Genomic DNA, 15,504 nt, shown 5'->3' on the forward strand with positions numbered 1-15,504 from the left:
ACATTTCACCCCGTTCCCGGTAGCCGCCCGCGACCTGCTGGAGGCCGCGGGCGGGACCGGGTGGGTGGGGTGGCATTGGTTACTTGGCGCGTTCGATGATCTCGACGAGCCGCCAACGCTTCGCGGCCGAAAGCGGCCGCGTCTCGGCCACGAGGACGAAGTCGCCGATACCGGCGGTGTTCTCCTCATCGTGAACCTTGTACTTGACCGACTTGCGCATGACCTTGCCGTAGAGGCGGTGCTTCATGCGCTCCTCGACCTCGACGACGATGGTCTTGTCCATCTTGTCGGATACAACGTAACCACGTGCGGTCTTGCGGGTATTGCGCTCCGCAGCCGTGGACTCAGTGTTCGTGGTCTCCGCCATCACTTGCCCTCTTCCTTAGCATCAGCGGGATTCGGCCGGATCTCCAGCTCCCGCTCGTTGAGCACGGTGTAGATACGAGCGATGTCGCGACGCACGGCCTTGAGTCGACCGTGGCTCTCCAGCTGGCCGGTGGCCGACTGGAACCGCAGGTTGAACAGCTCGGCCTTCGCCTTCTTGAGCTCTTCGAGCAGACGCTCGTTGTCGAAACCGTCCAGTGCGTCGATGGAAAGGTTCTTCGAACCGATTGCCATTCTCACTCACCACCTTCGCGGGCCACGATACGGGCCTTCAGCGGAAGCTTGTGGATCGCAAGGCGCAGGGCCTCACGAGCAACTTCCTCGGACACACCGGCGAGTTCGAACATGACCCGACCCGGCTTGACATTGGCGATCCACCACTCCGGCGAACCCTTACCGGAACCCATGCGGGTCTCGGCAGGCTTCTTCGTCAGCGGGTGGTCGGGGTAGATGTTGATCCACACCTTGCCGCCGCGCTTGATGTAGCGCGTCATGGCAATACGTGCGGCCTCGATCTGCCGGTTGGTGATGTAGGCGGGCTCGAGAGCCTGGATGCCGTACTCACCGAAGGACACCGTCGTGCCTCCCTTGGCGGCGCCGCCCCGCTTGGGGTGGTGCTGCTTGCGGAATTTCACTCGACGAGGGATCAGCATGTCTCAGCCCTCCGATCCGGCCTCAGCCGCGGGGGCTTCGGCGCTGTTCTCAGTGTTACGGGCCTGGTCATTGCGGCGCGATGCGCCTTCCTGACCACGTCCGCGGCCACCCCGACCGCGCCCACGGCCGCGCGGGCCACGAGCAGCAGGAGCCTTGGCCTGCTCGGCGGCAAGCTCCTTGTCGGTCAGGTCGCCCTTGTAGATCCACACCTTGACGCCGATGCGCCCGAAAGTGGTGTGGGCTTCGTGGACGCCGAAATCGATGTTCGCCCGCAGCGTGTGCAGCGGCACACGACCTTCACGGTAGAACTCGGAACGGCTCATCTCAGCTCCACCGAGGCGGCCGGAGCACTGCACGCGGATGCCCTTGGCACCTGCACGCTGAGCGCTCTGGATCGCCTTGCGCATCGCACGGCGGAAGGCCACGCGGCTGGCAAGCTGCTCGGCAACGCCCTGAGCGACGAGCTGTGCGTCGACCTCGGGGTTCTTCACCTCAAGGATGTTGAGCTGAATCTGCTTGCCGGTGAGCTTTTCGAGCTGACCGCGGATGCGGTCGGCTTCGGCTCCACGACGTCCGATGACGATGCCCGGACGTGCGGTGTGGATGTCGACGCGGACACGGTCACGCGTGCGCTCGATGTTGACCTTGGAGATGCCGGCCCTTTCCAGACCGGTGTTCATCATCCTGCGGATCTTCACATCTTCGAGCACGTAGTCCTTGTAGCGCTGCCCCGGCTTCGTCGAGTCAGCGAACCACTTGGATTTGTGATCCGTGGTGATTCCGAGTCGGAATCCGTTCGGATTGATCTTCTGGCCCATTAACGGTTCCCCTTCCGGCTCTTGCGCTGAGGCAGGTCGTCACCGCTGGCCAGGACCACGGTCACGTGGCTGGTGCGCTTCTCGATGCGAAAAGCACGACCCTGGGCACGCGGACGGAACCGCTTCATGGTCGGCCCCTCATCCACGAAGGCTTCGGAGATGACCAGTTCGTTCTCGTCGAACGCAACGCCTTCCTCGTCGGCCCGGACACGCGCATTGGCGATGCCGGAGGCCACGAGCTTGTAAATCGGATCTGATGCCGACTGTTCTGCAAACTTCAACACTGCAAGTGCTTCGGTCGCCTGCTGACCACGAATGAGGTCGATGACGCGCCGAGCCTTGCGAGGCGTAACGCGCAGGTACCGCGCCTTAGCCTTGGCTTCCATCGCTTCCTTCTCTCTTATCTAGGATCGAAAGAGTGCCCCGCCTCAGCGGCGGCGACCCTTGCGATCGTCCTTTTCGTGGCCACGGAACGTCCGTGTCGGTGCGAACTCGCCGAGCTTGTGTCCGACCATCGACTCAGTGATGAAGACGGGGACATGCTTGCGTCCGTCATGTACTGCGATGGTGTGTCCCAGGAAGTCCGGGATGATCATCGAGCGACGAGACCATGTTTTGATGACATTTTTGGTGTTCTTCTCGTTCTGACGAGCCACCTTCTGGTACAGGTGTTCGTCGACGAAAGGACCCTTTTTGAGGCTACGAGGCATAAGTCAGTACTCCAATCAGCGCTTCTTGCCGGTCCGGCGACGGCGCACGATGTACTTGTCGCTCTCCTTGTTCGGCCGGCGTGTGCGGCCCTCCAACTGACCCCACGGGCTGACTGGGTGACGACCACCCGAAGTACGGCCCTCGCCACCGCCGTGCGGGTGGTCGATCGGGTTCATCACGACACCGCGCACGGATGGGCGCTTGCCCTTCCAACGCATGCGGCCTGCTTTGCCCCAGCTGATGTTCGACTGCTCGGCGTTGCCGACCTCGCCGACGGTCGCACGGCAGCGCGCATCGACGTTGCGGATTTCGCCCGAGGGCATCCGCAGCTGAGCGAAACGACCGTACTTCGCCACGAGCTGCACGGAGGAGCCGGCAGACCGGGCGATCTTGGCACCGCCACCGGGACGCATCTCGACTGCGTGCACCACGGTGCCGACTGGGATGTTGCGCAGGGCAAGGTTGTTGCCCGGCTTGATGTCTGCGCCCGGACCGGCTTCCACCTGCGCACCCTGCTTGAGGTTCTGCGGTGCGATGATGTAGCGCTTCTCTCCATCTGCGTAATGCAGCAGAGCGATGCGAGCCGTGCGGTTCGGGTCGTATTCGATGTGAGCGACCTTCGCCGGAACGCCATCTTTGTCATGGCGGCGGAAGTCGATGACACGGTACTGACGCTTGTGACCGCCGCCCTGATGGCGAGTGGTCACGCGTCCCTGACTGTTGCGGCCGCCGTGCTTGGGCAGCGGACGCAGAAGCGACTTCTCCGGTGTAGACCGGGTCACTTCGACGAAGTCGGCGACCGACGAGCCACGGCGGCCCGGGGTCGTCGGCTTGTGCTTACGGATTCCCATGAGTCTTGTCCTTCTTTGACGAAGGATCGCTTAGAGCGATCCACCGAAGATGTCGATCGATCCGTCCTTGAGGGCGACGATGGCACGCTTGGTGTCCTTGCGCTTCCCCCAGCCGGTGCGGGTGCGGCGGCGCTTACCCTGACGATTCAGGGTGTTGACCTTGGCGACCTGCACATCGAAAATCGATTCAATGGCCTGCTTGATCTCGGTTTTGTTCGAGTCCTGGTCGACGAGGAAGGTGTACTTGCCCTCGTCCATCAGGCTGTAGGTCTTCTCCGAGACCACCGGAGCGACGATGATGTCGCGCGGATCCTTGAAGTTGAGACTCATGATGCGTCCTCCGATTTGCGGTTGCCGCTCAGGAACGACTGCAGCGCTGCCTCGGTGAACACGATGTCATCGGCGACCAGCACATCGTAGGTGTTGAGCTGATCGAAGGTGAGCACGTGGACGTGGGGCAGATTGCGCACGCTCAGGTAGTTGAGCTCGTCATCGCGGTCGAGCACCACGAGGGTGTTCTTGCGGTCGGACAGGCCGGCCAGAGCGGCCTTCGCCTGCTTGGTCGACGGCGCGTCGCCGGTGACCAGATTCTTCACAACGAAGACCTGATCGAGGCGTGCGCGATCGGACAGGGCACCGCGCAGGGCGGCAGCCTTCATCTTCTTCGGCGTCCGCTGCGAGTAGTCGCGCGGAACCGGTCCGTGCACGATTCCGCCGCCGTTGTACTGCGGAGCGCGGATCGAACCCTGACGGGCGTTGCCGGTTCCCTTCTGACGGTACGGCTTGCGACCGCCGCCGCGGACCTCGGAACGGGTCTTCGTCTTGTGCGTGCCCTGACGGGCCGCAGCCAGCTGTGCAACGACGACCTGGTGGATCAGCGGCACGTTGGCGGCCACGCCGAAGACCTCGGCGGGCAGCTCAACGGAGCCGGCTTTCGCACCAGCGGCGTCGATGACGTCGACTGTCTTGACATCAGTCATTGCGTTCAGGCCTCCTTCACGGCCGAGCGAACGAGGACGACTCCACCCTTGGGGCCGGGAACGGCGCCCTTGATGAGCAGGAAGTTGTTCTCGCCGTCCACGGCGTGGATCGTGAGGTTCTGGGTGGTGTGCTTGACAGCGCCCATACGGCCGGCCATGCGCATGCCCTTGAACACGCGACCAGGCGTCGCGGCTCCGCCGATCGAACCTGGCTTGCGGTGGTTGCGGTGCTGACCGTGGGAGGCACCGACACCGGCGAAGCCGTGACGCTTCATGACACCGGCTGTTCCCTTGCCCTTGGTCTTCGCGGTCACATCGACCTTGATTCCGGCCTCGAACGTGTCGACGCCGAGCTCCTGGCCGAGCTCGTAGTCAGCAGCGTCTGCGGTGCGCAGTTCGACGAGGTGACGACGTGGGGTCACGCCGGCCTTCTCGAAATGGCCTGCAGTCGGCTTGTTGACCTTGCGAGGATCGATCTCGCCGAACGCGATCTGCACAGCGGGATAACCGTCGGTCTCCTCGTTGCGGATCTGGGTCACGACGTTGTTCCCGGTGGCCACCACGGTCACCGGAACGAGGTTGTTCTGCTCATCCCATACCTGGGTCATCCCCAGCTTGGTCCCCAGAAGGCCCTTGACCTTGCGGGTGGTCGGGAGAGCCGCTGAACGAGTATTCGCCATTGCTGCCTCCCTTAGAGCTTGATCTCGATGTTGACGTCGTCGGCGAGGTCGAGACGCATGAGCGAATCGACGGCCTTCGGCGTCGGATCGACGATGTCGATCAGACGCTTGTGCGTGCGCATCTCGAAATGCTCACGGCTGTCCTTGTACTTGTGTGGCGAACGGATGACGCAGTACACGTTCTTCTCCGTCGGCAACGGCACGGGGCCCACAACAGTCGCACCTGCGCGAGTGACGGTGTCCACGATCTTGCGCGCGGCACTGTCAATCACAGCGTGGTCGTACGACTTGAGCCGAATGCGGATCTTCTGTCCCGCCATGGCGTCGTCTCTTTCTTTAGTTGCTTCCGGCCATCAACGTGCGGTCCGTCTGGGACGTCCGCCGTCTGTGCCGGCTGACCATGACCGACCCCCGAGGTCGGGCGTGTCGGCTGTTCCCGGCGGAGAATTTCTCACTTCTCCTCGAGTGCCGACGGCGCTTCTACTCAATGGCTGCTCGGTCCGAACCCGCAGAGTGCAGATTCATCGATCCGATAGTGTTTCGGGCTGTTCGCGGTATCACTACCGCAGTGCAGGGGTCAACGCCCAAAACGCAACCTGACCATCTTGTCACAGAGCACTCGAGCCGCGCAATTCCGGGCATGGTGCCTGTGAGGGATCTCTCAGCCGAACCCGGCGCCGTCGGACGCGTCCGACGGCGCAGCTCCAGCACCACCGGAAAGAAGCGGACGAGGCATCTGCCCCATCCGCGTATACGACAGGGGCCGCAATCCCGAAAGATTGCGGCCCCTGGCTGAAATGCTCAGTGAGTCAGATCAGGCGTTGATCTTGGTGACTCGACCGGCGCCGACGGTGCGACCGCCCTCGCGGATGGCGAAGCGCAGGCCGTCCTCCATGGCGATCGGCTGGATGAGCTCGACCGACATGTCGGTGTTGTCGCCGGGCATGACCATCTCGGTGCCCTCGGGCAGCGTGATGACGCCGGTGACGTCGGTGGTCCGGAAGTAGAACTGCGGACGGTAGTTCGAGTAGAACGGGTTGTGACGTCCGCCCTCGTCCTTACTCAGGATGTAGACCTGGGCCTCGAACTTGGTGTGCGGGGTGATCGAACCCGGCTTCACGATGACCTGACCGCGCTCCACGTCCTCGCGCTTGGTGCCGCGCAGGAGCAGACCGACGTTCTCACCTGCACGAGCATCCGGCAGGGTCTTGCGGAACATCTCGATGGCGGTGACGGTCGTCTTCGACGACTTGTCCTTGATGCCGACGATCTCGATGTCGTCGTTCGGCAGAAGCACACCGCGCTCGACGCGACCGGTGACGACGGTTCCGCGACCGGTGATCGTGAAGACGTCCTCGACGGGCATGAGGAAGGGCTTGTCGACGTCGCGCTCCGGCTCGGGAACGTTGTCGTCGACGGCAGCCATGAGATCCTGCACGCTCTTGACCCACTTCTCGTCGCCTTCCAGCGCCTTGAGGGCCGAGACCGGGATGACCGGGGCGTTGTCGCCGTCGAAGTCCTGGCTCGAGAGCAGGTCACGGACTTCGAATTCGACGAGCTCGAGGAGCTCTTCGTCATCGACCATGTCGGACTTGTTCAGGGCGCAGACGATGTAGGGCACACCGACCTGACGCGCGAGCAGCACGTGCTCACGGGTCTGGGGCATCGGACCGTCAGTGGCGGCGACGACGAGGATGGCACCGTCCATCTGCGCCGCACCGGTGATCATGTTCTTCACGTAGTCGGCGTGGCCCGGGGCATCGACGTGAGCGTAGTGACGCTTCTCAGTCTGGTACTCAACGTGCGAGACGTTGATGGTGATGCCGCGCTCCTTCTCCTCAGGTGCATTGTCCACCTGGTCGAAGGCGCGAGCCTCGTTGAGATCCGGGTACTGATCCGCCAGGACCTTGGTGATCGCGGCGGTCAGGGTGGTCTTTCCGTGGTCAACGTGGCCAATGGTGCCGATGTTGACGTGCGGCTTAGTCCGTTCGAAACTAGCCTTTGCCACTGGGTTCCTCCTCGTGGTTGTCAAAAGATATGCGGTTCATATCTTAGACCTTTTGTTGGTTATCTTGCATTCCGGCGATCATGTTCTTGATCACCGGGGCGACCGGATTCCGGAGATTACTCTCCGCCGCGCACCTTCTGGATGATCTCCTCGGCAACAGTCTTCGGGACCTCCGCATAGCTGGAGAAGGTCATCGAGTACACCGCACGGCCCTGGGTCTTCGACCGCAGATCACCGATGTAGCCGAACATCTCCGACAGCGGGACCACAGCCTTGACGACCTTCACACCGGAAGCATCGTCCATGGACTGAATCTGGCCACGCCGGGAATTCAGGTCGCCGATGACGTCACCCATGTATTCCTCAGGGGTGCGCACCTCGACGTCCATGACCGGTTCGAGCAGAACCGGGTTCGCCTTCTTGACGGCCTCCTTGAAGACCATCGATCCGGCGATCTTGAATGCCATCTCCGAGGAGTCGACGTCGTGGTAGGCGCCATCGACCAGTGTGGCCTTGACACCGACCAGCGGATAGCCGGCCAGAGTGCCAAGCTGCATGGCGTCCTGGATTCCGGCGTCGACGCTCGGAATGTACTCGCGCGGAACACGCCCGCCCGTGATGGCATTCTCGAACTCGTAAATCGTATCGCCTTCGACCTCGAGAGGCTCGAAGGTGACCTGGACCTTCGCGAACTGTCCCGATCCACCCGTCTGCTTCTTATGGGTGTAATCGTACTTCTCGACAGTGCGACGGATGGTCTCGCGGTAGGCGACCTGCGGCTTGCCCACGTTCGCCTCGACCTTGAACTCGCGACGCATGCGGTCGACGAGGATGTCGAGGTGCAGTTCGCCCATTCCGCGGATGACCGTCTGACCGGTCTCCTCGTCGAGCTCGACCTGGTAGGTCGGGTCTTCCTTGACGAACTTCTGGATGGCTGCGGACAGCTTCTCCTGGTCGCTCTTGGTCTTCGGCTCGATGGCCACGGAGATCACCGGCTCCGGGAACGTCATCGACTCGAGTGCGATGGGGTTCGCCGGATCGCTGAGCGTGTCACCCGTCGTCGTGTCCTTGAGACCGATGAAGGCGTAGATGTGGCCGGCGAAGGCCTCTTCCACCGGGTTCTCCTTGTTGGAGTGCATCTGGAAGAGCTTGCCGACGCGCTCCTTCTTGCCCGAGCTGGTGTTGAGCACCTGGTCGCCGGACTTCACATGACCGGAGTACACGCGGACATAGGTCAGCGAGCCGAAGAACGGGTGCGTGGAGACCTTGAACGCCAGGGCTGAGAACGGCTCGTCCTTCGCAGGCTTGCGCGTGAGCTCTTCTTCGTCGTTGCTCGGGTTGTGTCCGATCATCGGAGGCACATCGAGCGGCGAGGGCAGGTAGTCGATGACCGCGTTGAGCATGGGCTGGACACCCTTGTTCTTGTACGCGGAACCGCACATCACGGGGAACGCCTCGGACTTGATGACCAGTTCGCGGATTCCGCTCTTGATCTCAGCAGTCGTGAGCTCTTCGCCCTCGAGGTACTTCTCCATGAGCTCTTCCGAGTTCTCGGCGACGTCCTCGACCAGCTGTGCCCGGTATTCGACGGCACGTTCCTTGAGATCCTCGGGGATCTCGATCTCCGTCATGTCCTGACCCATCTTGGACTCATCCGGCCAGACGTAGGCCTTCATGTCCAGCAGGTCGACGACACCGGCGAATTCGCTCTCGGCTCCGATCGGCAGCTGGATGACCAGCGGCTTGGCTCCGAGGCGGTCCTTGATGGTCTGGACGGTGAAGTAGAAGTCAGCACCGAGCTTGTCCATCTTGTTGACGAAGCAGACGCGCGGGACGTCGTACTTGTCGGCCTGACGCCACACGGTCTCGGACTGGGGCTCGACGCCCTCCTTGCCGTCGAACACGGCAACGGCACCGTCGAGGACGCGCAGCGAGCGCTCGACCTCGACCGTGAAGTCGACGTGACCGGGGGTGTCGATGATGTTGATCTGGTTGTCGTGCCAGTAGCAGGTGGTCGCGGCCGAGGTGATCGTGATGCCGCGTTCCTTCTCCTGCGCCATCCAGTCCATCGTGCCGGCGCCATCGTGGGTCTCGCCCATCTTGTAGTTCACGCCGGTGTAGAAGAGGATGCGTTCGGTCGTGGTTGTCTTACCGGCATCGATGTGGGCCATGATGCCGATATTGCGGACCTTGTTCAGGTCGGTGAGCACGTCAAGTGCCACGGTGTCTCTCTCTCAATCGATGATTTGCTCGACTCCCCCGGCTGACCGGTCGGCAGGCCTCACGAGCGATGCCCGCCGGCCGGTCAGCAGAGAAGGCGATTACCAGCGGTAGTGGGCGAAGGCCTTGTTGGATTCCGCCATCTTGTGAGTGTCCTCGCGGCGCTTGACTGCGGCACCGAGGCCGTTTGCGGCGTCGAGGATCTCGTTCATGAGCCGTTCGGTCATGGTCTTCTCACGACGCTGACGGGCGTAGCCCACCAGCCACCGCAGAGCCAGGGTGGTCGAACGAGTCGGGCGAACATCGACCGGCACCTGATAGGTCGCACCGCCGACTCGGCGGGAGCGCACCTCGAGGGACGGACGGATGTTGTCGAGAGCCTTCTTCAGGTTGACAACGGGATCGTTGCCGTTCTTCTCGCGCGTGCCCTCGAGGGCACCGTAGACGATCCGCTCTGCGGTCGAGCGCTTGCCGTCGAGCAGGATCTTGTTGATCAGCTGCGTGACGAGCGGTGAGCTGAAGACCGGGTCGACGACGATCGGTCGCTTGGGTGCAGGACCTTTGCGTGGCATTACTTCTTCTCCCTCTTCGCACCGTACTTGCTGCGGGCCTGCTGACGGCCCTTGACGCCCTGGGTGTCGAGCGAACCGCGAACGATCCGGTAGCGGACACCGGGCAGATCCTTGACGCGGCCACCGCGCACGAGCACGATCGAGTGCTCCTGCAGGTTGTGTCCCTCGCCCGGAATGTAGGCGGTCACCTCGATCTGGCTCGAAAGCTTTACACGAGCGACCTTGCGAAGAGCCGAGTTCGGCTTCTTTGGGGTGGTGGTGTACACACGGGTGCACACTCCGCGACGCTGCGGGCTGCCCTTGAGGGCAGGAGCGTCGGATCCTGCTGAATTGACATGCCGTCCCTTGCGGACGAGCTGCTGGATTGTCGGCACTAAGCGTTCTCCATTTGCTTCTCGATAGACCTAATTCCCAATTCCGGCCACAACCGCAGTCGTCTCTGTGAACCGTGGGACATATCCGACTGAACACCGGGTGAAGCTTGGCTCCCGATGCCAGTAACCACGCGAGTCATCGACCCCTGCGCTCGGGTGTGTCGTATTGACATGGAGCGGCAGAACCGACGTCACGGCGGCCCGCATCGTCGAATTCTCACAGGGGGTCCGAGTCTCACAGAACACTCGGCAGGATCGTCCGACGACGCAGATAACACAATCAGTCGCTTTACAGAATATCTCTCTTCTGCACATCTGGTCAAAATGGCGAAGAACCACCCTACCCCACCCGGCCCTGCGGATCGAGCACCACTGCCCCGCCCCGGGGCCGCCTCGGCGCGCGGACAGGCGCTTTCCTTGACTGATTCAAAAGAAGCAGGCATTCTGGACATGTGAACGAGACCAAACACGGACACGAAGAGGACCCTGCCACAGCTCTGCGGCAGACCTCCCTGCGTGTGACGAAACAGCGGGTCGCAGTGCTCGAGGCCGTACGGGTCCACCCGCATGCCGATACCGAGACCGTCATCCGCTCCGTCCGGGAGACGTTGCCCGCAGTCTCCCACCAGGCTGTCTACGACTCGCTCCACACCCTCACCGAGGTGGGGCTCGTCCGCTGCATCCAACCTTCCGGTTCGGTTGCTCGGTACGAGCGGCGGATCGGGGACAATCACCACCACCTGGTGTGTCGCTCGTGCGGTCTCATCGTCGATGTCGACTGCACGGTCGGTCAGGCCCCCTGTCTGACTCCGTCCCATGATGCGGGCTTCGTCATCGAACAGGCCGAAGTGACCTTCTGGGGCCTGTGCCCCGACTGTGCGGTCTCCGGCGCTGCGATGGTCGGTGACGACCACCGCTCGGCCGTGTGAGCCCGAGGCTCGTTCATATTCCATCCGTCTTCTTCCGAGGACACCTCTATGCCCTCTTTTCGAGGTCAGCCTTTGTCGTCAACCGAGTCGCCGAAGCCGACTCGACTGTGAAAGGAACACGATGATGCACACGACCACCGGCGGCTGCCCTGTCGCCCATACGAGCAAGGAGCCGGCGACGGCGCCGGATTCCGAGCAGCTGGTCAACCCCGTTCAGGGCGACGCCAACGCACAGTGGTGGCCGAACCGTCTCAACCTCAAGATCCTCGCGAAGGGTCAGCCCGCGCGCGATCCCATGGACCCCGACTTCGATTACGAAGCCGAGTTCAACAGCCTCGACTACTTCCAGCTCAAGGCCGATATCGAACAGCTGCAGAAGACGAATCAGGAATGGTGGTCCGCTGACTTCGGCAACTACGGCCCCTTCATGATCCGCATGGCCTGGCACTCAGCCGGCACATACCGCGTGCAGGACGGACGCGGCGGCGGAGGCGAAGGTCAGCAGCGTTTCGCTCCGCTGAATTCCTGGCCCGACAACGTTCTGCTGGACAAAGCCCGACGGCTGCTGTGGCCGGTGAAGAAGAAATACGGCAAGAAGATCTCCTGGGCCGACCTGTTCATCCTCGCCGGCAACGTCGGTCTCGAACAGATGGGCTTCAAGCCCTTCGGCTTCGCCGGCGGTCGTGACGATGTCTGGGAGCCGGACAACGATGTGTACTGGGGTTCGGAGTCCGAATGGTTGGGCACCGACAAGCGCTATGCCGGAAACCGCGAGCTGCAGAAGCCGCTGGCCGCGACCACCATGGGGCTCATCTACGTCAACCCCGAAGGGCCCGAGGGCGAACCGGACCCGCTCAAGGCGGCCATCGATATCCGCGAGACCTTCGCGCGGATGGCGATGAACGACGAGGAGACGGTCGCCCTCATCGCCGGTGGCCACACCTTCGGCAAGACCCATGGTGCGGCGCCCGAGTCCCACAAGGGGGCCGACCCCGAGGCTGCCCCCTTCGAGGAGCAGGGTCTGGGCTGGCGCAGCGATTTCGGCTCCGGCCAGGGCAACGACACCGTCGGCAGCGGCATCGAGGTGACCTGGACCTACCACCCCACGCGCTGGGACAACGAGTTCTTCCATATCCTCTTCGCCTACGAGTGGGAGGTCTTCGAGAACGAGGCCGGACACCTGCAGTGGCGCCCCATCGACGGCGGCGGAGACGATATGGTCCCGATGGCCCAGGGCAGCGGACGCCGCGAACCCCGCATGCTCACGACCGACCTGTCGCTGCGCTTCGATCCGATCTACGAGAAGATCTCACGCCGCTTCAAGGACGATCAGAAGGCGTTCGAGGAAGCTTTCGCCCGCGCTTGGTTCAAGCTCACCCACCGCGACATGGGCCCGGCCACCCGCTACCTCGGCCCCGAGGTCCCCAGCGAGGAGCTCATCTGGCAGGACCCGGTTCCGGCCGGCACCCCGCTCGACGACAGCGCTCTGGAGACTGTCAAGGCCGCGGTCCGCGACTCGGGTCTGACGGTCTCGCAGCTCGTGTCGACAACGTGGGCCGCGGCCTCCTCGCACCGCGTCTCGGACAAGCGCGGCGGCGTCAACGGCGGCCGCCTCCGTCTCGAGCCGCAGCGCAGCTGGGAGGTCAATGAGCCTGCCGAGCTCGACCAGGTGCTTCCCGTGCTCGAGGGCATCGCAGAGCAGACCGGTGCATCGTTCGCCGATGTTCTGGCCATCGCAGGTGCCGTCGGAGTCGAGACCGCGGCCAAGGCCGCCGGCCATGAGATCACCGTGCCCGTCACCACCGGACGCGGAGACGCAACTCAGGAGCAGACGGATGTGGATTCCTTCAGCTTCCTCGAGCCCACCCACGACGGCTTCCGCAACTACCTCACCGAGGATCTGCCGCTCAAGGCCGAGTACCTGCTGCTCGACCGCGCCAGCCTGCTCGGACTCACTCCTCCGGAGATGACTGTGCTCATCGGTGGGCTGCGGGTCCTGGGCGTCAACTTCGACGGCTCCGAACTCGGTGTCTTCACCGACCGTCCGGGCGAGCTGACGAATGACTTCTTCGTCAACCTCCTCGAACTCGGCAACACGTGGAAGCCCGTCGGCCCATCGGAGACCGCCGATGTCTACGAGTGCTTCTCCCCCTCCGGTGAGAAGCTGTGGACCGGCAGCCGGATCGATCTCCTCTTCGGAGCGAACTCCGAGCTGCGCGCCATCGCCGAGGTCTACGGATCCGATGACGCCGGTGAGAAGTTCGTCGCCGACTTCGTCAAGGTCTGGACCAAGCTCGTCGAAGCCGACCGCTACGATCTCCACCGCTGAGGTTGTGCCCGCAGCTCAGCGCGATGTCACCCGCACCGGCTGAGCTCTGAGGCCTCCGAGGAGAAGACAGGTGCCCCCACCGTTCGCGGTGGGGGCATCTGCGTACTCGATTCGGGCCGCTAGGTCCTCGGTTCGGGCCGTTGGGTTCTGCGGAGACCGAACCGGCTGCGTGCCGGACACCCACCCGCGACACGGGGTTCCCGCTACACTGGCTTCATGCCCCATGACGATTCCCCGCCGCCTCCGGCTCGGCGCATCCGCGCCTCCGACAAGGACCGCGATGCCGTGCTCGGGGTCATCACCGAGGCCGTCTCCTCCGGTCGTCTCGATCCGAACGAGACCGCCGAGCGGCAGGACGAAGCCATCTCGGCGAAATTCCTCGACGAACTGATCCCGCTCATCGAAGATCTGCCGGAGGGACACGAACTCCTCCGCGCACTGCAGCGACAGACCGGGCAAGGCGGAGCCCCGGGCACCGCTGTGACTCGGAGCGGGTCGAACGTGCCGGGGCCCTTGGCCGATCCCGGCTCAGCGTCTCCGATGAATTCCGTGGCGGTTCTCTCCGGCCGCGAGGTCGATGTTCCTCCGGGGACCGCAGCGGTGACCACCTATGCGCTCATGGGCGGGGACGACATCGACCTCTGCGATGTGATGGGACCCGGTGTGACGGTCGAGCTCGCGAGCTACGCGATGTGGGCGGGGCATAACATCTTCGTCCCGCCGGGTGTGCGCATCCGCGATGAGACGATCAACATCATGGCCGGCAACGAGATCCGCGCGTCGGCCAAGGGAGACGGGTCCAATGGGATACTCGTCCTCAAGGGCTTCTCACTCATGGCCGGACACGATGTGCGGCTTGCCAAAGGCTACCGAGCAAAGGATCAGGGACAACTGGAATGAAGATCGGCGTACTCACCTCGGGTGGAGACTGCCCGGGTCTCAATGCAGTCATCCGCGGCATCGTCCGCAAGGGAATCCGCACCCACAATGCCTCATTCGTCGGCATCCGCGACGGCTGGCGCGGACTGCTCGATGATGACATGTTCGACATGTCGATGCTCGACGTCCGCGGCCTCTCCGGACGCGGCGGCACGATCCTCGGCACGTCCCGCACCCATCCCTATGAAGGCGGCGGACCCGATCGGATGCGCGAGGTCATGGCGGCTCACGACATCGATTCGCTCATCGCCATCGGCGGCGAAGGTACTCTCGCAGGTGCCTCTCGGCTGGTCCATGAGGAGGGTCTTCATATCGTCGGAGTGCCCAAGACCATCGACAACGATCTCGGCAACACGGACTACACCTTCGGCTTCGACACCGCCCAGTCCATTGCCACCGAGGCGATCGATCGGCTGCGCACCACGGCCGAATCCCATCATCGATGCATGGTCATCGAAGTCATGGGCCGCAATGTCGGGTGGATCGCCCTGCACGCAGGAATGGCAGCCGGTGCACATGCGATCCTCATGCCCGAGTTCCCCGTCTCCTTCGACCAGATCGCCGCCTGGGTGACCTCGGCGAGAGAACGCGGACGCGCACCCATCGTCGTCGTTGCCGAAGGCTTCATCCCTGAGGGGCTCGACTCACAGATCGCTGACCAGGGTGTCGACAACAAGGGACGGACCCGCCTCGGCGGGATCGCGAATCATCTGGCGCCGAAGATCGAGGAGATCACAGGCATCGAGTCCCGTGCCACAATCCTCGGACACCTGCAGAGAGGCGGCTCCCCCACTGCCTACGACAGGGTCCTGTCGACCCGGCTGGGGATGGCGGCCGCCGATCTGGCCCAGCACGGCCACTGGGGCAAGATGGCCAGCCTCAAGGGCACCGACATCGTCTCCGTCGAGATGTCTTCAGCCGTCGATAGCCTCAAATCGGTGCCTCTGCACCGGTGGGAAGAGGCACAGGTCCTCTTCGGCTGAGCCCTTCGCCCGAGAGAACGGCGCGGAAACACCTGCCAATGACAGGAGGGGCACCCACCAGATGGTGAGTGC

19 protein-coding genes are annotated in these 15,504 nt (G+C 63.3%); 4 read left to right on the forward strand and 15 right to left on the reverse strand.

The genetic code is table 11. From position 1 onward, the window contains the following. Positions 1-79: 79 nt before the first annotated feature. From rpsQ to rpsL, 15 genes are all read right to left on the reverse strand, one after another. Positions 80-367: a 30S ribosomal protein S17 gene (rpsQ, locus tag IIE29_RS13170; RefSeq protein WP_209325765.1), complete on the reverse strand. Its 288-nt coding sequence runs from the start codon at positions 365-367 to the stop codon at positions 80-82. Next, on the reverse strand, positions 367-618 hold the full coding sequence (rpmC, locus tag IIE29_RS13175) for a 50S ribosomal protein L29 (RefSeq protein WP_246475954.1): 252 nt from the start codon (positions 616-618) through the stop codon (positions 367-369). Before rpmC ends, rpsQ begins: the two co-directional genes overlap by 1 nt. Before the next feature lie 2 nt (positions 619-620). Then, entirely contained in the window at positions 621-1,037 is a 417-nt protein-coding gene (rplP, locus tag IIE29_RS13180; protein ID WP_209325766.1) for a 50S ribosomal protein L16, read from the reverse strand. Positions 1,038-1,040: 3 nt separating this feature from the next. Next, positions 1,041-1,856 (reverse strand): 30S ribosomal protein S3, encoded by an 816-nt coding sequence (gene rpsC / locus IIE29_RS13185; RefSeq protein WP_209325767.1) that lies wholly within the window; start codon positions 1,854-1,856, stop codon positions 1,041-1,043. Continuing rightward, positions 1,856-2,242, reverse strand: coding sequence for a 50S ribosomal protein L22 (gene rplV, locus IIE29_RS13190; RefSeq protein ID WP_025777926.1), 387 nt, complete (start codon positions 2,240-2,242; stop codon positions 1,856-1,858). The genes rpsC and rplV overlap by 1 nt, the downstream gene beginning before the upstream one ends. Positions 2,243-2,284: 42 nt before the next feature. Beyond that, positions 2,285-2,566, reverse strand: a complete 282-nt coding sequence (rpsS, locus tag IIE29_RS13195; protein WP_135537125.1) for a 30S ribosomal protein S19 — start codon at positions 2,564-2,566, stop codon at positions 2,285-2,287. 15 nt (positions 2,567-2,581) lie between these two features. Continuing rightward, positions 2,582-3,418 carry a 50S ribosomal protein L2 gene (rplB, locus tag IIE29_RS13200; protein ID WP_209325768.1) on the reverse strand — a complete coding sequence of 279 codons (837 nt, stop codon included), beginning with the start codon at positions 3,416-3,418 and terminating at the stop codon, positions 2,582-2,584. A 30-nt stretch (positions 3,419-3,448) separates the two neighbouring features. Further along, positions 3,449-3,748, reverse strand: a complete 300-nt coding sequence (rplW, locus tag IIE29_RS13205; RefSeq protein WP_209325769.1) for a 50S ribosomal protein L23 — start codon at positions 3,746-3,748, stop codon at positions 3,449-3,451. Continuing rightward, positions 3,745-4,398 carry a 50S ribosomal protein L4 gene (gene rplD, locus IIE29_RS13210; RefSeq protein ID WP_209325770.1) on the reverse strand — a complete coding sequence of 218 codons (654 nt, stop codon included), beginning with the start codon at positions 4,396-4,398 and terminating at the stop codon, positions 3,745-3,747. The genes rplW and rplD overlap by 4 nt, the downstream gene beginning before the upstream one ends. Before the next feature lie 5 nt (positions 4,399-4,403). Continuing rightward, positions 4,404-5,078 (reverse strand): 50S ribosomal protein L3, encoded by a 675-nt coding sequence (rplC, locus tag IIE29_RS13215; protein ID WP_209325771.1) that lies wholly within the window; start codon positions 5,076-5,078, stop codon positions 4,404-4,406. 11 nt (positions 5,079-5,089) lie between these two features. After that, entirely contained in the window at positions 5,090-5,398 is a 309-nt protein-coding gene (rpsJ, locus tag IIE29_RS13220) for a 30S ribosomal protein S10 (RefSeq protein ID WP_009379191.1), read from the reverse strand. 494 nt (positions 5,399-5,892) lie between these two features. Then, positions 5,893-7,086, reverse strand: coding sequence for an elongation factor Tu (tuf, locus tag IIE29_RS13225; RefSeq protein WP_209325772.1), 1,194 nt, complete (start codon positions 7,084-7,086; stop codon positions 5,893-5,895). Positions 7,087-7,202: 116 nt separating this feature from the next. Beyond that, the gene (gene fusA / locus IIE29_RS13230) at positions 7,203-9,308 is read right to left on the reverse strand and encodes an elongation factor G (protein WP_209325773.1); all 2,106 of its coding nucleotides are present in this window, start codon (positions 9,306-9,308) and stop codon (positions 7,203-7,205) included. A gap of 99 nt (positions 9,309-9,407) precedes the next feature. Continuing rightward, positions 9,408-9,878, reverse strand: a complete 471-nt coding sequence (gene rpsG, locus IIE29_RS13235; RefSeq protein ID WP_209325774.1) for a 30S ribosomal protein S7 — start codon at positions 9,876-9,878, stop codon at positions 9,408-9,410. Further along, positions 9,878-10,252: a 30S ribosomal protein S12 gene (gene rpsL, locus IIE29_RS13240; RefSeq protein WP_092015674.1), complete on the reverse strand. Its 375-nt coding sequence runs from the start codon at positions 10,250-10,252 to the stop codon at positions 9,878-9,880. Before rpsL ends, rpsG begins: the two co-directional genes overlap by 1 nt. Positions 10,253-10,704: 452 nt before the next feature. Between rpsL and IIE29_RS13245 the strand changes: the two genes are divergently transcribed. From IIE29_RS13245 to IIE29_RS13260, 4 genes are all read left to right on the forward strand, one after another. Continuing rightward, positions 10,705-11,181, forward strand: a complete 477-nt coding sequence (locus IIE29_RS13245; protein ID WP_209325775.1) for a Fur family transcriptional regulator — start codon at positions 10,705-10,707, stop codon at positions 11,179-11,181. A gap of 121 nt (positions 11,182-11,302) precedes the next feature. Further along, positions 11,303-13,510 carry a catalase/peroxidase HPI gene (katG, locus tag IIE29_RS13250; RefSeq protein ID WP_209325776.1) on the forward strand — a complete coding sequence of 736 codons (2,208 nt, stop codon included), beginning with the start codon at positions 11,303-11,305 and terminating at the stop codon, positions 13,508-13,510. A gap of 216 nt (positions 13,511-13,726) precedes the next feature. Further along, on the forward strand, positions 13,727-14,410 hold the full coding sequence (locus IIE29_RS13255) for a DUF1707 SHOCT-like domain-containing protein (protein WP_209325777.1): 684 nt from the start codon (positions 13,727-13,729) through the stop codon (positions 14,408-14,410). Continuing rightward, complete coding sequence (locus IIE29_RS13260; RefSeq protein WP_209325778.1) at positions 14,407-15,432, forward strand: ATP-dependent 6-phosphofructokinase; 1,026 nt, start codon at positions 14,407-14,409, stop codon at positions 15,430-15,432. The genes IIE29_RS13255 and IIE29_RS13260 overlap by 4 nt, the downstream gene beginning before the upstream one ends. The last annotated feature ends 72 nt before the right edge of the window (positions 15,433-15,504 follow it).

Origin of the sequence: Brevibacterium renqingii (genome assembly GCF_017808095.1) — a bacterium.
Classification (GTDB): domain Bacteria; phylum Actinomycetota; class Actinomycetes; order Actinomycetales; family Brevibacteriaceae; genus Brevibacterium; species Brevibacterium renqingii.